Consider the following 14,946-nt stretch of genomic DNA (forward strand, 5'->3'; position numbering starts at 1 on the left):
TGCGCGTTACACGGTCGGTACTGCCGCGCGATCGAGGCTGCGCAGGAACGTCTCGGCCGCCTGATAGCCGACCACACGACCAATTTCATTGCCGTTGCGATCGAAGAAGATGATGCCCGGCGGCCCGAACAGGTTGAAGCGCTTGAGCAGCGCCTGGTCGTCCGGATTGTTGGCGGTGACGTCGGCACGCACGAGGTGGAGCTGCGCGAGCCGCGCCTGCACACGCCCGTCGGTGAACGTCAGATGCTCCATCTCCTTGCAGCTCACGCACCAGTCGGCGTAGAAGTCGAGCATCACGGGCTGGCCTGACGTCTTCAGCAGCGTGTCCAGCTCGCGGCTGGAGCGCACCGACGCGAACGCGGGGCCCTGCTGCCCGGAAGCCGCACCGGCGGCCGGCGCATCGCCCGATGCAACCGTACGCGCCGCGAGCACGGCCAGCGGCTTCACGGGGTCGTTAGACCCTGCTGCGAGACCGACAAGCAGCGTCGCAGCCCAGATCGCGAGCGCCGCGCCGAGGCCACGGCCGAGGCGCCGCCAGATGGACACCGCGCCGACATGCGGCGTGAACAGGCCGAGCGCCGCAGCCGCGATCAGCAGCCACAACGCGGCGAGCACCATCTTCAGGCTGCCCGCGAGCACCGGCCACACGATCCACAGCGCAGCGGCGAGCAGCACGATGCCGAAGAACACCTTCACGCCATCCATCCATGCGCCTGCGCGCGGCAGCACCGTGCCGGCGCCGATGCCGACGACGAGCAGCGGCACGCCGAGCCCGAGGCCCATCGAGAACAGCGCGGCGCCACCGAGCAGCGCATTGCCGGTGTGTGCGATGAACGCGAGTACCGCAAACAGCGGCGCCGTCATGCAGGCGCCGACGACCAGCGCCGACAACGCGCCCATCGCGGCGACCGCAACGAAATGGCCGCCCCGGCGCGCGCTCGAAGCCTCGGCCGCGCCGTTCTGCCAGCGCTCCGGCAGTGCGATGTCCTTGCCTGCAATCAGCGACACGGCGAACGCGGTGAGCAACACGCCGAACGCGCCGAGCACCCACGGGTTCTGCAGCCAGGCGCCGAGGCTCTGGCCGACCAGCGCCGCGGCGATGCCGAGCACCGTATAGACGAGCGCCATGCCGACCACATAGGTGAGCGACAGTGCGAAGCCGCGCGCATGCGTTGCGCGGGTGCCCTGGCCGATGATGATCGCGGACACGATCGGGATCATCGGGTACGAACACGGCAACAGGCTCAGCACGACGCCCGCGACGAAATACAGCGCGACGATCGTGAAGAAGCCGTGCCCTTCGAGCAGCGACTGTGCGAAATCCGCGCTCGTGACCTTGTCGAACCAGCTGCCCGAAGCCGCCGCGCCATCGGCCGGCGAAGCCGCGCCGAGCGCCGCACCGTCGACCTTCACGACGTGCTCGGCCGGCGGGTAGCAGATCCCTTCGTCCGCGCAGCCTTGCGACGTCACCGTCAGTTCGAACGGCCCCGCCGCCTGCTTGACCGGCACGTGAACCACGACCTCGTCGCGATAGGTCTCGACTTCCTTCTGGAACGTCTGGTCGAACTTCACATGGCCGGCCGGGAACTGCGGGTCGCCGATCGTCGCCTGTCCGCTCTTCACCGCGAACGCGAACCGCTCGCGGTACAGGTAATAGCCGTTGGCGACCTTGAAGCGGACGTCCACCTGCCCCGGCGACTCGCTCGCGCTGAACTTGAACGCCACCGACGGATCGAGGAAATCGTCGGCCGCGCGCGCGACCGACACGCCGCCCAGCACGAACATGAGCGACAACAGGACTGCGAGGAACCGCAGCGCACGCACGCGCACGGAAAGCGCCATACCGTTAAACATGAAATAGACGTTGAGTTTCGCTGGTCACCCACTGGCCGTACGCGGCCGAGGCCGTCGACTGCCACGAGACGATTTCCGGCGTCTCGTACGGATGATGCGCGAGAATAAATCGCTCCAGTTCGAGCGAGCGCACCGGGCTCGTCTTGAACAGCAACTGGATCTCGTCGGCCGTTTCGACCTTGCCCTGCCAGTGATAGCGCGACTTGATCGCACCGAGCTCCGACACGCACGCGGCAAGCCGCGCGTCGAGCGCGCCGTTGGCGAGCACTGCAGCCGTCGCCGCATCCGGCACCGTCGTCAGCATCAACACCACCACCATACGCGCTCTCCTGACTGGTATACCGGCTTCCGCCGCCACGGAGCACCGATTCCGGTGCCCGCGTCGACAATTCGTTATCGTAGCGCAGCCTGCACGACACTGCCGGCACCGGCCTGCGACAATCGATCGCAGCCGAGGCGCCAAAAACAAAAAGGGCCAAGCTATCGCTCGGCCCCTTTCAGATACAGCTGCGTACCGGAAGCTTACTCGGCTTCTTGCACGTTTTCCGTTTCGTCGACTTCCGGACGATCGAGCAGCTCGACCAGTGCCATCGGTGCGTTGTCGCCAACGCGGAAGCCGAACTTCAGCACGCGCAGGTAGCCGCCCGGACGGTTCGCGAAACGCGGACCGAGGACGTCGAACAGCTTCGCGACCGAGTCACGATCGCGCAGGCGGTTGAACGCCAGGCGACGGTTTGCCAGCGACGGCTTCTTGCCGAGCGTGATCAGCGGCTCGACGACTTTACGGAGTTCCTTCGCCTTCGGCAGCGTCGTCTTGATGACTTCGTGCTCGATCAGCGAGTTGGACATGTTACGGAGCATAGCCAGACGGTGGCTGCTCGTGCGGTTCAGTTTCCGCAGACCATGACGATGGCGCATTTCAGTTTCCTTGATTCAAAGTTTTGATCCAGCTCTTCTATCGCACCTCGAGGGTGCACGGGCCGGTAGCGAAAAAAGCAAGATGCGGATTTTAAAGGAAAATCCGCATCTTTGCCAACTACAGCAACAGCCGGGCTACAAGCGGGCTTACTTGTCGAGACCAGCCGGCGGCCAGTTCTCGAGCTTCATGCCCAGCGTGAGACCGCGCGAAGCGAGCACTTCCTTGATCTCGTTGAGCGACTTGCGACCGAGGTTCGGCGTCTTCAGCAGCTCGTTTTCCGTGCGCTGGATCAGGTCGCCGATGTAGTAGATGTTCTCGGCCTTCAGGCAGTTCGCCGAACGAACCGTCAGTTCGAGATCGTCCACCGGACGCAGCAGGATCGGATCGATCTGCGGTGCGCGCGACGGTGCCTCGGCAGCCGTTTCCGTGCCTTCCAGTGCCGCGAACACGGACAGCTGGTCGACCAGGATGCGGGCCGATTGACGGATCGCCTCTTCCGGGGTGATCACGCCGCTCGTTTCGATGTTCATCACGAGCTTGTCGAGGTCGGTACGCTGCTCGACACGTGCGCTTTCAACGGCGTAGCTCACGCGGCGAACCGGCGAGAACGATGCATCGAGGACGATGCGGCCGATGATCTTGGCCGTGTCTTCGCCGTAGCGACGGACGTTGCCGGGCACATAGCCGCGACCCTTTTCGATCTTGATCTGAACGTCGAGCTTGCCGCCCTTCGACAGGTGTGCGATCACGTGATTCGGGTTGATGACTTCGCAATCGTGAGCCAGCTCGATATCGCCGGCCGTGACGACGCCTTCGCCTTCCTTGCGCAGGGTCACCGTCACTTCGTCACGGTTGTGCAGCTTGAACACCACACCCTTCAGGTTCAGCAGCAGGTTGACGACGTCCTCTTGCACGCCATCAAGCGTCGAGTACTCGTGCACCACGCCTGCGATCGTGACTTCGGTCGGCGCATAGCCTACCATCGACGACAACAGCACGCGGCGAAGCGCATTGCCCAAGGTATGGCCGTAACCGCGTTCGAACGGTTCCATGACCACCCTCGCGTGGTTCTCGCCCAGCGATTCCACGGCGATGATCTTGGGTTTCAGCAAACTGGTTTGCATGGGCTTTCCTTTTCAATACCCTCGGCTCGTTACACCGATAAGGCTGACCGGTAACAACCAGAAAATAAACAGCCGAGGACCCTCCTTGCGCAACGCAATCGGGGTACCTCGGCCGTCAATCGGATTAACGCGAATACAATTCGACGATCAGGCTTTCGTTGATGTCGCCTGCGATGTCAGCGCGTTCCGGCATTTGCTTGAACGTGCCTTCGAACTTCTTCGCATCGACTGCAACCCAGCTCGGCATGCCGCCTTGCTCGGCCAGCGACAGCGCTTCGACGATACGCGCCTGCTTCTTCGCCTTTTCGCGGATCGCGACGATGTCACCAGCCTTCACTTGCTGCGACGGCACGTTCGCGACGACGCCGTTCACGGTGATCGACTTGTGGCTCACCAGCTGACGCGCTTCAGCGCGGGTCGAGCCGAAGCCCATGCGATACACGACGTTGTCGAGACGCGACTCGAGCAGTTGCAGCAGGTTTTCACCCGTGTTGCCCTTGCGGCGGTCGGCTTCAGCGAAGTAGCGGCGGAACTGACGCTCCAGCACGCCGTAGATGCGCTTGACCTTCTGCTTTTCGCGCAGCTGCGTACCATAGTCGGACGTACGTGCGCCCGAGGTACGGCCGTGCTGACCCGGCTTGCTGTCGAGCTTGCACTTGTCGGCGAGCGAGCGGCGCGCGCTCTTCAGGAACAGGTCGGTGCCTTCACGGCGGGACAGCTTGGCCTTAGGGCCGATATAACGTGCCACTTTGCATTCCTTTATCAATCAGTCACGCGGATCGAAATCCGCGCTAGTTCGCGCCCTTTGGGGCGAACGGTGGGCTTAGTCAATCAAAAAAGCAACGCCCGTCGACGCTACGCGGCGACAGGCAAATGCGCCAGCACGAACGTGCCAGCACATTCTTAGATACGACGGCGCTTCGGCGGACGGCAGCCGTTGTGCGGAATCGGGGTGACGTCCGAAATCGCGGTGATCTTGATGCCGAGGCCATGCAGTGCGCGCACTGCCGACTCACGACCCGGGCCCGGGCCCTTGATCCGCACTTCCAGATTCTTCACGCCGTATTCCATCGCCACGCGACCGGCCGACTCAGCAGCAACCTGAGCAGCGAACGGCGTCGACTTGCGCGAGCCCTTGAAGCCCTGGCCGCCCGACGTCGCCCATGCCAGTGCATTGCCCTGGCGATCGGTGATCGTGATGATCGTGTTGTTGAACGACGCGTGAACGTGAACCACGCCTTCAGCGACGTTCTTCTTAACCTTCTTGCGAACGCGTTGCGCCGCGGTGTTCGAAGCCTTAGCCATTACGTTTTCCTGTAACTGTCAGTTCCGCTTACTTCTTCAGCGCTTGCGCTGCACGACGCGGACCCTTGCGGGTACGTGCGTTCGTACGCGTACGCTGACCGCGCATCGGCAGGCCCTTGCGATGACGAACACCACGGTAGCAACCGAGGTCCATCAGGCGCTTGATGTTCATCGTCACTTCACGGCGCAGATCGCCTTCGACGATGAACTTGCCCACTTCTTCACGCAGCTTTTCGAGGTCTGCGTCGGTCAGGTCCTTGACCTTCTTCGAGAATTCCACGCCAGACGCCACGCAGATGCTGCGCGAGCGCGTGCGGCCGATACCGAAGATTGCCGTCAGGCCGATCTCGGTATGCTGGTGATTCGGGATGTTAACCCCTGCGATACGAGCCATTGTTTTTCCTCAAACAAAAAGCGCAAACAAACGCGCGGTCAGCCTTGGCGCTGCTTGTGGCGCGGATCCGAGCTGCAGATCACGCGAACGACGCCTTTGCGCTTGATGATCTTGCAATTGCGGCAAATGCGCTTAACCGATGCCATCACTTTCATGATAATACCCTTTTTTCAAATCACTTCGCCCGGAACACGATCCGCGCACGAGACAGATCGTAAGGCGTCAATTCAACCGTCACCTTGTCGCCCGGCAGGATGCGGATGTAGTGCATCCGCATCTTCCCGGAGATATGCCCCAACACGACATGGCCGTTTTCCAGCTTCACACGGAAGGTCGCATTCGGGAGGTTTTCGATCACCTCACCCTGCATCTGGATTACATCGTCTTTGGCCATAGTCCTAATTAACGCATTGGGATGTTGCCGCCCTTGAAGTTTGCCTTCTTGAGCAGTGACTCATACTGTTGCGACATAACGTACGACTGCACCTGCGCCATGAAGTCCATCGTGACGACGACAATGATCAGCAGCGACGTTCCACCAAAATAAAACGGCACGTTCCAGCGCAGCACCAGGAATTCCGGCAGCAGACACACGAAGACGATGTAGATCGCACCGGCCAGCGTCAGACGCGTGAGGATGCGGTCGATATATCGTGCGGTCTGATCGCCCGGACGAATGCCCGGAACAAATGCACCGCTCTTCTTCAGGTTGTCCGCGGTTTCCCTGCTGTTGAACACCAGTGCGGTGTAGAAGAAGCAGAAAAACACGATTGCCAGCGTGTACAGCAGCACATAGACCGGCTGACCCGGCTTCAGCGCCTCCGCGACGTTATGCAACGTGTTGGAGATCCAGCTCCCCGTCGGCTGACCCGTGCTGAACCAGCCGAGAATCGTGGCCGGGAACAGGATGATCGACGATGCGAAGATCGGCGGAATCACGCCCGACATGTTCAGCTTCAGCGGCAAGTGCGACGACTGCCCACCGTAGATCTTGTTGCCGACCTGGCGCTTCGCGTAGTTCACGAGGATCTTGCGCTGACCGCGTTCGATGAACACGACCAGGTAAGTCACCGCTGCAATCAGAACGACGATGATGATCGCCGAAATGATGCTCATCGAACCCGTACGCACCAGCTCGAACAGCCCACCGACGGCATTCGGGAACCCTGCTGCGATCCCGCCGAAGATGATGATCGAGATGCCGTTGCCCAGACCACGCTCGGTGATCTGCTCACCCAGCCACATCAGGAACATCGTGCCGGTAACCAGCGTCACGACCGTCGTCAGTCGGAACAGCATGCCGGGGTCGATCACGAGGCCCGGCTGGTTTTCCAGCGCAGCCGCGATACCGAACGCCTGGAAGGTCGCGAGCACCACGGTGAAATACCGCGTGTACTGCGTGATCTTCCGTTGCCCTGCCTGCCCTTCCTTCTTCAGCGCCTCGAGCTGCGGCGAGACGATCGCCAGCAACTGCATGATGATCGACGCCGAGATATACGGCATGATCCCCAGCGCAAAGATCGTGAAGCGGGAAAGCGCGCCACCCGAGAACATGTTGAACATGCCCAGGATGCCGCCCGCCTGACTCTGGAACAGCTTCGCCAGTTGATCCGGATCGATGCCCGGCACGGGGATGTGCGCGCCGATGCGATAGACGATCAGCGCCAGGAGCAGGAACATCGCTCGCCGACGCAGATCGCCGAATTTCGCCGTGCTTCGACCGGGTTTTGCAAGACTCGGGCTGTTAGCCAAGTACCTTCTCCGATGAATGCAAGTAACGACGCGCTACGCGTGTCACTCGGCGAACGAACCGCCAGCCGCTTCGATCGCAGCGCGCGCACCCTTGGTGGCGCCGAGACCCTTCACGACGATCTTGCGCTTCAGTTCGCCCGTCGCGATGATCTTTGCGCTCCGCGTCAGCTCGCCGACCAGGCCGGCTTGCTTCAGTGCGAGCAGATCGACTTCATCGACCGGCAGCTTCTCGAGGTCGCCCAGGCGCACTTCACCGACGAATTCCTTCGTCAGCGACGTAAAGCCGCGCTTCGGCAGACGACGTTGCAGAGGCATCTGACCGCCTTCGAAGCCGACTTTGTGGAAGCCGCCCGAACGCGATTTCTGACCCTTGTGACCACGGCCAGCCGTCTTGCCGAGGCCCGAACCGATGCCGCGGCCGACGCGACGCTTGGCGTGCTTGGCACCAGCGGCCGGCTTCAGGTTATTCAATTCCATATCAACTCCTTGATCCGTAGGGCCGCTTACGCGATGACCTTAACGAGGTACGAGACCTTGTTGATCATGCCGCGGACCGCCGGCGTGTCCTGCAGCTCGCTAACCGAATTGAGTCGGCGCAGGCCCAGGCCACGCACGGTCGCGCGGTGCGATTCGCGGGTCCCGATCAGGCTCTTAACGAGCTGAACCTTGACAGTTTTTTCAGACATGGTGACCACCCGGGCTTAGCCCAAAATATCTTCGACGGACTTGCCGCGCTTCGCCGCGATGTCTGCCGGGGTCGACTGCTTGCGCAGACCGTCCAGCGTGGCGCGAACGAGGTTGTACGGGTTCGTCGAACCGTGGCTCTTCGCCACGACGTTCTGAACGCCCATCACGTCGAACACTGCGCGCATCGGGCCGCCGGCGATCACGCCCGTACCTGCCTTCGCCGGAGCGAGGAGGACAGCGGATGCGCCATGCTTGCCGTGCACTTCGTGCTGCAGCGTGCCGTTCTTGAGCGGCACCTTGAACATGTTACGGCGAGCTTGTTCCATTGCCTTCTGGACAGCGACCGGCACTTCCTTCGCCTTGCCCTTGCCCATACCGATGCGGCCATCACCGTCGCCAACCACGGTCAGTGCGGCGAAGCCGAGAATACGGCCACCCTTCACAACCTTGGTCACGCGATTGACCGAAATCATCTTTTCACGAAGGCCGTCGTCGCGCTCGTCAGCCTGAACTTTCGCTTGCATCTTTGCCATGACGAATTCCTTCCTTAGAACTTGAGCCCAGCTTCGCGAGCTGCCTCAGCCAGCGCCTTGACGCGGCCATGGTAGCGGAAGCCCGAGCGGTCGAAGGCGACGGATTCGATGCCGGCAGCCTTTGCCTTCTCGGCAATACGCTTGCCGATCAGCGTCGCGGCATTAACGTTGCCGCCCTTGCCCGACTTGTCGGCCAGTTCAGCGCGCACTTCTGCTTCGAGCGTCGACGCGCTGGCGAGCACCTTGGTGCCGCAGGGCGAGAACACTTGAGCGTAGATGTGCGTGTTCGTGCGATGCACGGCGAGACGCGCGACCTGCAGCTCAGCGATCTTGATACGCGTCTGGCGAGCGCGGCGCAGGCGAGATTGAGTCTTATCCATGATTGCGCACCCTTACTTCTTCTTCGTTTCTTTGAGGATCACAACCTCGTCGGAATAGCGCACGCCCTTGCCCTTGTAGGGCTCCGGCGGACGGTAACCGCGGACTTCCGCAGCCACTTGACCGACTTGTTGCTTGTTGATCCCCTTGATCACGATTTCGGTTTGCGTCGGGGTTTCAGCCTTGACGCCTTCCGGCATCTGGTGCACCACCGGGTGCGAGAAACCCAGCGACAGGTTCAGCTTGTCGCCTTGCGCTTGCGCACGATAACCGACGCCAACCAGCGTCAGCTTGCGCTCGAAACCCTTGGTCACGCCGTGCACGGCATTCGCGATAATCGCGCGCATCGTGCCCGACAGTGCGTTTGCTTCGCGGCTTTCGTCGACCGGCGACAGATTCAGCGTGCCGTCGTTGTTCGCCACGTTCACGAGCGGATTGATCGCTTGCGTGATGGTGCCCAGCGGGCCCTTGACGGTGATCGCACCGTCGGCCAGCTTGACTTCCGCGCCTTGCAGCGCGATCGGGCTCTTACCTACTCGAGACATGTTTCTCTCTCCTCGGCTTTAAGCGACGTAGCAGATGACTTCGCCGCCGACGCCGGTAGCGCGCGCCTTGCGGTCGGTCATCACGCCCTTCGGCGTCGACACGATTGCCACACCGAGGCCATTCATGACCTGCGGAATGTCGTTACGGCCGCGGTACACGCGCAGACCAGGCTTCGACACGCGCTCGAGGCGTTCGATAACCGGGCGACCTGCGTAGTACTTCAGCGCGATATTCAGTTCGGACTTCGCACCTTCCGCCTTGACAGCGAAATCGTCGATATAACCTTCGTCCTTGAGGACTTGCGCGATTGCAACCTTGACCTTCGACGAGGGCATCGCAACCGATACCTTCTCGACCATCTGCGCGTTGCGGATGCGAGTCAGCATATCGGCGATAGGATCACTCATGCTCATTTACGTTTCTCCTATTACCAGCTCGCCTTGGTCAGGCCAGGAATCTCGCCACGGAATGCGATTTCACGAATCTTGTTACGCGCGAGGCCGAATTTACGGAACGTGCCACGCGGACGGCCCGTGATCGCGCAGCGGTTACGCTGGCGGGTCGGGTTTGCGTTGCGGGGCAGTTGCTGCAGCTCCAGGCGTGCTTCGTAGCGCTCTTCTTCCGACTTGCTTTGGTCTTCGACGATCGCCTTCAGCGCTTCGCGCTTTGCTGCGAACTTCGCGACCAGGCGGGCGCGCTTCTTTTCACGTTCGATCAGTGCCAGTTTAGCCACGGTAACCTCAGTTTCTGAACGGGAACTTGAAGCTGGCGAGCAGAGCCTTTGCTTCGTCGTCGGTCTTCGCAGTCGTCGTGATGCTGATGTTCAGCCCACGCAGTGCGTCGATCTTGTCGTAGTCGATTTCGGGGAAAATGATCTGCTCTTTCACACCGATGTTGTAGTTGCCACGGCCATCGAAAGCACGACCCGACACGCCGCGGAAATCTCGCACGCGGGGCAGGGCAACCGTCACGAAACGGTCGAGGAATTCGTACATCGCCTGGCCACGCAGCGTCACCATCGCGCCGATCGGGTAACCCTGGCGGATCTTGAAGCCTGCGATTGCCTTGCGAGCCTTCGTGACGACCGGCTTCTGGCCGGCGATCTTCGTGAGGTCGCCAACGGCGTTCTCGATGATCTTCTTGTCAGCGATCGCTTCGCCAAGACCCATGTTCAGCGTGATCTTGGTGATGCGCGGCACTTCCATGACCGACTTGTAACCGAACTTCTCGATCAGGCCGGGCACAACCTTTTCTTTGTAAAACTCTTGAAAACGAGCCATTTTTTACTCCGCTGCGTCAGGCGCTCAGTACGGCACCGGTCGTCTTCAGGAAGCGAACCTTCTTGCCTTCCTCGACCTTGATGCCAACACGCGACGCCTTGCCATTCGCGTCGACCAGTGCGACGTTCGAAATATGCAGGGGCATCGTCTTCGCTTCCACGCCGCCCGTCGTACCCTTCATCGGGTTCGGCTTCACATGCTTCTTGACGAGGTTGATACCTTCAACCGTCACATGTTCAGCACCGACAGCCAGCACGACGCCGCGCTTGCCCTTGTCTTTGCCAGTGACGACGATGACTTCGTCACCCTTGCGAATCTTGTTCATCGCGACTCCTTACAGCACTTCCGGCGCCAGCGAAACGATCTTCATGAATCGTTCGCTACGCAGCTCACGCGTCACCGGCCCGAAGATGCGGGTGCCGATCGGCTCAAGCTTGTTATTCAAAAGCACAGCGGCGTTGCCGTCGAACTTGATCAGCGAGCCGTCTTGACGGCGAACACCCTTGGCGGTGCGGACCACCACGGCGTTGTAAATTTCGCCTTTCTTCACGCGCCCGCGCGGCGTTGCCTCTTTGACGGTCACCTTGATGATGTCGCCAATGCCGGCATAACGACGCTTCGAGCCGCCGAGCACCTTGATGCACATGACTTCACGTGCACCCGTGTTGTCGGCTACTTCGAGCCGAGATTCGGTCTGGATCATGGTTTGTCTTTCCCAACTTAATCCGGATGCACCACCATGATGCATTCGGTCAGTCTTGGTCCCGTCAGCCAATCGGCTGCTTGGGTTGGAACAGCAGCGACGGCAAACGAAACCCGCCATCGCAATTCGGTGAATCTTTCGGACAGGCAGGCGCCAGTCCGCTTCCCCCACCAACTTCGCCCGCGACGGGGCTCCCATAAAGAGGGAAGACCAGGATTATAACAAATAATCCTGGTCACGCAAGCAAAAACTTTGCGATTTCAAGCACTTCGAGGAGAAGTGCCTGTTACTGCCTACTGCGCTGCCCGCTTAGATGACGCGAGCTGCTTCGACGAGGCGCGACACCGTCCAGGCCTTCGTCTTCGAAACAGGACGGGTTTCCTGGATTTCGACGAGATCGCCTTCGTTGCAGGTGTTCGCTTCATCATGCGCGTGGTACTTCTTCGAGCGCACGACATACTTGCCGTAGATCGGGTGCTTGACGCGGTGCTCGATCAGCACGGTGACGGTCTTGTCCATCTTGTTGCTGACGACCCGACCGACCAGCGTCCGCTTCAGCGAGGTTTTCACGCTATCGTTCATTTCTGGTTCGCCTTCTGAGTCATGACGGTCCGCACACGTGCGATGTCGCGACGAACCTTCTTCAGCTGGCTCGTGTTCGTGAGTTGCTGGGTCGCGAGTTGCATGCGCAGGCCGAATTGCGCCTTCAGCAGGTCCGCCAGCTCCTTGTTGAGCGCGGCCTGGTCTTTCTGGAGAAGTTCGGAAGCCTTCATATTTTCTCCTTAGGCGCCGAGCTGGCGCACGATGAACGCCGTCTTCAGCGGCAGCTTGGCTGCAGCCAGACGGAACGCTTCGCGTGCCAGTTCTTCGGTTACGCCGTCCATTTCATAGAGCATCTTGCCCGGCTGGATCTCGGCGACGTAGTACTCCGGGTTACCCTTACCGTTACCCATACGCACTTCTGCCGGCTTTTGCGAAATCGGCTTGTCCGGGAAGATCCGGATCCAGATGCGGCCGCCACGCTTGATGTGACGCGTCATTGCACGACGCGCCGCTTCAATCTGGCGTGCGGTCAAACGACCGCGACCGATAGCCTTCAGGCCGAAGTCACCGAACGACACTGCGTTGCCGCGCGTCGCCTTGCCGGTGTTACGACCCTTCTGCTCTTTACGATACTTTCTGCGTTTCGGTTGCAGCATCGTTATTCTCCAGTCTTGCCGTCTTCGGGCTTGCCGGCGCCACGGCGCGGTGCGCCACGGCGAGCACCCGGAGCGCCGCCTTCGCCGTCACGGCGCGGACGACGGTCGCCCGGACGCGCATTGCGACGCGGACGCTTGTCTTCGGCTACTTCTTCCACCACCGGTGCGTCGTTGCGGCCGAGCGTATCGCCCTTGTAGACCCACACCTTGACGCCGATGATCCCGTAAGTCGTCTTCGCTTCCGAAGTCGCGTAGTCGATATCAGCACGCAGCGTGTGAAGGGGCACGCGACCTTCGCGATACCACTCCGTACGAGCGATTTCGATACCGTTCAGACGGCCTGCGCTCATGATCTTGATGCCTTGAGCACCCAGACGCATCGCGTTCTGCATCGCACGCTTCATCGCGCGACGGAACATGATCCGGCGCTCGAGCTGTTGCGTGATCGAGTCAGCGATCAGCTGCGCATCGGTTTCCGGCTTGCGGATTTCTTCGATGTTGACGTGAACCGGCACGCCCATGCGGCGTTGCAGTTCCGTCTTCAGCTGTTCGATATCCTCGCCCTTCTTGCCGATGACCACACCCGGACGCGAGCTGTAAATCGTGATGCGCGCGTTCTTCGCCGGACGCTCGATGACGACCCGACCGACCGAAGCGTTCTTCAGCTTCTTCTTCAGGTATTCACGAACACCGATGTCTTCCTGCAGCATCGCCGCGAAATTGTTGTTGTTCGCGTACCAACGCGAAGCCCAATTGCGGCTGACAGCCAGGCGGAAGCCAGTCGGATGAATTTTCTGTCCCATCGTATGGCTCCTTAATTCCCGACCGTCACAGTGATGTGACAGGATTGCTTCTCGATGCGGTTACCGCGGCCCTTGGCGCGCGCGGTGAAACGCTTGAGCGATGCAGCCTTGTCGACGTAGATGCTCTTGATCTTGAGCTCGTCGATATCAGCGCCTTCGTTGTGCTCCGCATTCGCGATTGCCGACAGCACAACCTTCTTCACGATGCCAGCCGCCTTCTTCGGCGAGAACGTCAGAACGTTCAGCGCCTTGTCGACCGGCAAACCGCGGATCTGGTCAGCCACAAGGCGCGTTTTTTGCGCCGAGATGCGGGCACCGCGATGAATTGCTTTCACTTCCATCTTGATTGCCCCTTATTTCTTGGCCTTCTTGTCGGCCGCGTGACCCTTGAACGTACGGGTCAGTGCGAACTCGCCAAGCTTGTGGCCGACCATGTTTTCCGAGATGTACACCGGAACGTGTTGACGGCCGTTGTGAACAGCGATCGTCAGGCCGATGAAATCCGGCAGAATCGTCGAGCGACGCGACCAGGTCTTGATCGGTTTTTTGTCGCGCGAAGCTGCAGCCGCCTCAACCTTCTTCAGCAAATGGGCGTCGCAGAACGGACCTTTTTTAACAGAACGTGCCATTGCCTACTCCTTAACGCTTGTGACGGCGCTGGACGATCATCGTCGTCGTGCGCTTGTTGCTGCGGGTGCGGTAACCCTTAGCCGGCGTACCCCACGGGCTCACCGGGTCACGACCTGCAGCCGTCTTGCCCTCACCACCACCGTGCGGGTGATCAACCGGGTTCATCGCAACGCCACGCACCGTCGGGCGGATACCGCGCCAGCGGTTCGCACCAGCCTTACCGATTTGGCGCAGGCTATGCTCTTCGTTGCCGACTTCACCGATCGTTGCACGGCACTCGATGTGCACGCGGCGGATTTCGCCCGAACGCAGACGAACCTGCGCGTAGACGCCTTCGCGTGCCAGCAGCATGGCCGACGTGCCAGCCGAACGCGCCATTTGCGCGCCCTTGCCCGGCAGCATCTCGATGCAGTGGATCGTCGTACCGACCGGAATGTTGCGGATCGGCAGCGTGTTGCCTGCACGGATCGGCGCTTCCGAACCCGACATCAGCTGTTGGCCGACCGTCAGACCCTTCGGGGCGATGATGTAGCGACGTTCGCCGTCTGCGTAGAGCACCAGCGCGATGTTCGCGCTACGGTTCGGGTCGTACTCGAGACGCTCGACCTTTGCCGGGATGCCGTCCTTCGTGCGACGGAAATCGACGATACGGTAGTGTTGCTTGTGACCACCACCCTTGTGACGCGTGGTGATACGACCGTTGTTGTTACGGCCGGCGGTCGAGCTCTGCGAGTCGAGCAGTGCCGCGAACGGCTTGCCCTGGTGCAGGTTCTTGTTGACCACCTTGACCATCGCGCGGCGACCCGGCGATGTCGGCTTAACTTTAACGATTGCCATGA

At 60.9% G+C, this 14,946-nt stretch carries 27 protein-coding genes; all 27 read right to left on the reverse strand.

The window, feature by feature from the left end; all coding sequences use genetic code 11:
* Positions 1 to 6: 6 nt before the first annotated feature.
* Positions 7 to 1,854: a protein-disulfide reductase DsbD gene (gene dsbD / locus GEM_RS15610; RefSeq protein WP_014898351.1), complete on the reverse strand. Its 1,848-nt coding sequence runs from the start codon at positions 1,852 to 1,854 to the stop codon at positions 7 to 9.
* On the reverse strand, positions 1,847 to 2,173 hold the full coding sequence (gene cutA / locus GEM_RS15615) for a divalent-cation tolerance protein CutA (protein WP_014898352.1): 327 nt from the start codon (positions 2,171 to 2,173) through the stop codon (positions 1,847 to 1,849). The genes dsbD and cutA overlap by 8 nt, the downstream gene beginning before the upstream one ends.
* Positions 2,174 to 2,376: 203 nt before the next feature.
* The gene (gene rplQ / locus GEM_RS15620; protein ID WP_006477175.1) at positions 2,377 to 2,772 is read right to left on the reverse strand and encodes a 50S ribosomal protein L17; all 396 of its coding nucleotides are present in this window, start codon (positions 2,770 to 2,772) and stop codon (positions 2,377 to 2,379) included.
* 147 nt (positions 2,773 to 2,919) lie between these two features.
* Entirely contained in the window at positions 2,920 to 3,897 is a 978-nt protein-coding gene (locus GEM_RS15625) for a DNA-directed RNA polymerase subunit alpha (protein ID WP_006477176.1), read from the reverse strand.
* Between the two features lie 124 nt (positions 3,898 to 4,021).
* Positions 4,022 to 4,645: a 30S ribosomal protein S4 gene (rpsD, locus tag GEM_RS15630; RefSeq protein ID WP_006752934.1), complete on the reverse strand. Its 624-nt coding sequence runs from the start codon at positions 4,643 to 4,645 to the stop codon at positions 4,022 to 4,024.
* 155 nt (positions 4,646 to 4,800) lie between these two features.
* Positions 4,801 to 5,202, reverse strand: a complete 402-nt coding sequence (gene rpsK / locus GEM_RS15635) for a 30S ribosomal protein S11 (RefSeq protein ID WP_004197937.1) — start codon at positions 5,200 to 5,202, stop codon at positions 4,801 to 4,803.
* Positions 5,203 to 5,230: 28 nt separating this feature from the next.
* A complete protein-coding gene (rpsM, locus tag GEM_RS15640; RefSeq protein ID WP_014898353.1) occupies positions 5,231 to 5,596 on the reverse strand; it encodes a 30S ribosomal protein S13 in 366 nt (121 codons plus the stop codon).
* 38 nt (positions 5,597 to 5,634) lie between these two features.
* Positions 5,635 to 5,751, reverse strand: coding sequence for a 50S ribosomal protein L36 (rpmJ, locus tag GEM_RS15645; protein ID WP_004199844.1), 117 nt, complete (start codon positions 5,749 to 5,751; stop codon positions 5,635 to 5,637).
* A gap of 20 nt (positions 5,752 to 5,771) precedes the next feature.
* Positions 5,772 to 5,990 (reverse strand): translation initiation factor IF-1, encoded by a 219-nt coding sequence (gene infA / locus GEM_RS15650; protein ID WP_004521905.1) that lies wholly within the window; start codon positions 5,988 to 5,990, stop codon positions 5,772 to 5,774.
* 8 nt (positions 5,991 to 5,998) lie between these two features.
* Positions 5,999 to 7,348, reverse strand: a complete 1,350-nt coding sequence (secY, locus tag GEM_RS15655) for a preprotein translocase subunit SecY (RefSeq protein ID WP_011655761.1) — start codon at positions 7,346 to 7,348, stop codon at positions 5,999 to 6,001.
* A gap of 42 nt (positions 7,349 to 7,390) precedes the next feature.
* A complete protein-coding gene (rplO, locus tag GEM_RS15660; RefSeq protein ID WP_014898354.1) occupies positions 7,391 to 7,825 on the reverse strand; it encodes a 50S ribosomal protein L15 in 435 nt (144 codons plus the stop codon).
* Positions 7,826 to 7,851: 26 nt separating this feature from the next.
* Entirely contained in the window at positions 7,852 to 8,034 is a 183-nt protein-coding gene (gene rpmD / locus GEM_RS15665; protein ID WP_006400644.1) for a 50S ribosomal protein L30, read from the reverse strand.
* Positions 8,035 to 8,049: 15 nt separating this feature from the next.
* Positions 8,050 to 8,568, reverse strand: a complete 519-nt coding sequence (gene rpsE / locus GEM_RS15670; RefSeq protein ID WP_006752931.1) for a 30S ribosomal protein S5 — start codon at positions 8,566 to 8,568, stop codon at positions 8,050 to 8,052.
* 14 nt (positions 8,569 to 8,582) lie between these two features.
* Positions 8,583 to 8,948 (reverse strand): 50S ribosomal protein L18, encoded by a 366-nt coding sequence (gene rplR, locus GEM_RS15675; protein WP_006477183.1) that lies wholly within the window; start codon positions 8,946 to 8,948, stop codon positions 8,583 to 8,585.
* Positions 8,949 to 8,960: 12 nt separating this feature from the next.
* Positions 8,961 to 9,491, reverse strand: a complete 531-nt coding sequence (gene rplF / locus GEM_RS15680; protein ID WP_006758786.1) for a 50S ribosomal protein L6 — start codon at positions 9,489 to 9,491, stop codon at positions 8,961 to 8,963.
* 18 nt (positions 9,492 to 9,509) lie between these two features.
* The gene (rpsH, locus tag GEM_RS15685; protein WP_006477185.1) at positions 9,510 to 9,905 is read right to left on the reverse strand and encodes a 30S ribosomal protein S8; all 396 of its coding nucleotides are present in this window, start codon (positions 9,903 to 9,905) and stop codon (positions 9,510 to 9,512) included.
* Between the two features lie 14 nt (positions 9,906 to 9,919).
* Positions 9,920 to 10,225 (reverse strand): 30S ribosomal protein S14, encoded by a 306-nt coding sequence (rpsN, locus tag GEM_RS15690; RefSeq protein WP_006482884.1) that lies wholly within the window; start codon positions 10,223 to 10,225, stop codon positions 9,920 to 9,922.
* A 7-nt stretch (positions 10,226 to 10,232) separates the two neighbouring features.
* Entirely contained in the window at positions 10,233 to 10,772 is a 540-nt protein-coding gene (gene rplE / locus GEM_RS15695) for a 50S ribosomal protein L5 (RefSeq protein WP_006477186.1), read from the reverse strand.
* 16 nt (positions 10,773 to 10,788) lie between these two features.
* Complete coding sequence (gene rplX, locus GEM_RS15700) at positions 10,789 to 11,097, reverse strand: 50S ribosomal protein L24 (protein WP_006477187.1); 309 nt, start codon at positions 11,095 to 11,097, stop codon at positions 10,789 to 10,791.
* A gap of 9 nt (positions 11,098 to 11,106) precedes the next feature.
* On the reverse strand, positions 11,107 to 11,475 hold the full coding sequence (gene rplN, locus GEM_RS15705) for a 50S ribosomal protein L14 (RefSeq protein ID WP_006752929.1): 369 nt from the start codon (positions 11,473 to 11,475) through the stop codon (positions 11,107 to 11,109).
* Between the two features lie 309 nt (positions 11,476 to 11,784).
* Positions 11,785 to 12,057, reverse strand: a complete 273-nt coding sequence (gene rpsQ / locus GEM_RS15710; RefSeq protein WP_006752928.1) for a 30S ribosomal protein S17 — start codon at positions 12,055 to 12,057, stop codon at positions 11,785 to 11,787.
* A complete protein-coding gene (gene rpmC, locus GEM_RS15715; protein ID WP_006400652.1) occupies positions 12,054 to 12,248 on the reverse strand; it encodes a 50S ribosomal protein L29 in 195 nt (64 codons plus the stop codon). Before rpmC ends, rpsQ begins: the two co-directional genes overlap by 4 nt.
* A 9-nt stretch (positions 12,249 to 12,257) precedes the next feature.
* Positions 12,258 to 12,674 (reverse strand): 50S ribosomal protein L16, encoded by a 417-nt coding sequence (gene rplP / locus GEM_RS15720; RefSeq protein WP_006752927.1) that lies wholly within the window; start codon positions 12,672 to 12,674, stop codon positions 12,258 to 12,260.
* 2 nt (positions 12,675 to 12,676) lie between these two features.
* Positions 12,677 to 13,477, reverse strand: coding sequence for a 30S ribosomal protein S3 (gene rpsC / locus GEM_RS15725; RefSeq protein WP_006482899.1), 801 nt, complete (start codon positions 13,475 to 13,477; stop codon positions 12,677 to 12,679).
* 11 nt (positions 13,478 to 13,488) lie between these two features.
* On the reverse strand, positions 13,489 to 13,818 hold the full coding sequence (rplV, locus tag GEM_RS15730) for a 50S ribosomal protein L22 (RefSeq protein ID WP_004199272.1): 330 nt from the start codon (positions 13,816 to 13,818) through the stop codon (positions 13,489 to 13,491).
* 12 nt (positions 13,819 to 13,830) lie between these two features.
* Positions 13,831 to 14,106: a 30S ribosomal protein S19 gene (rpsS, locus tag GEM_RS15735; protein ID WP_004199273.1), complete on the reverse strand. Its 276-nt coding sequence runs from the start codon at positions 14,104 to 14,106 to the stop codon at positions 13,831 to 13,833.
* Positions 14,107 to 14,116: 10 nt separating this feature from the next.
* Positions 14,117 to 14,944: a 50S ribosomal protein L2 gene (rplB, locus tag GEM_RS15740; protein ID WP_006482900.1), complete on the reverse strand. Its 828-nt coding sequence runs from the start codon at positions 14,942 to 14,944 to the stop codon at positions 14,117 to 14,119.
* Positions 14,945 to 14,946 lie beyond the last annotated feature (2 nt).

Source organism: Burkholderia cepacia GG4 (assembly GCF_000292915.1).
Classification (GTDB): Bacteria; Pseudomonadota; Gammaproteobacteria; order Burkholderiales; family Burkholderiaceae; genus Burkholderia; species Burkholderia cepacia_D.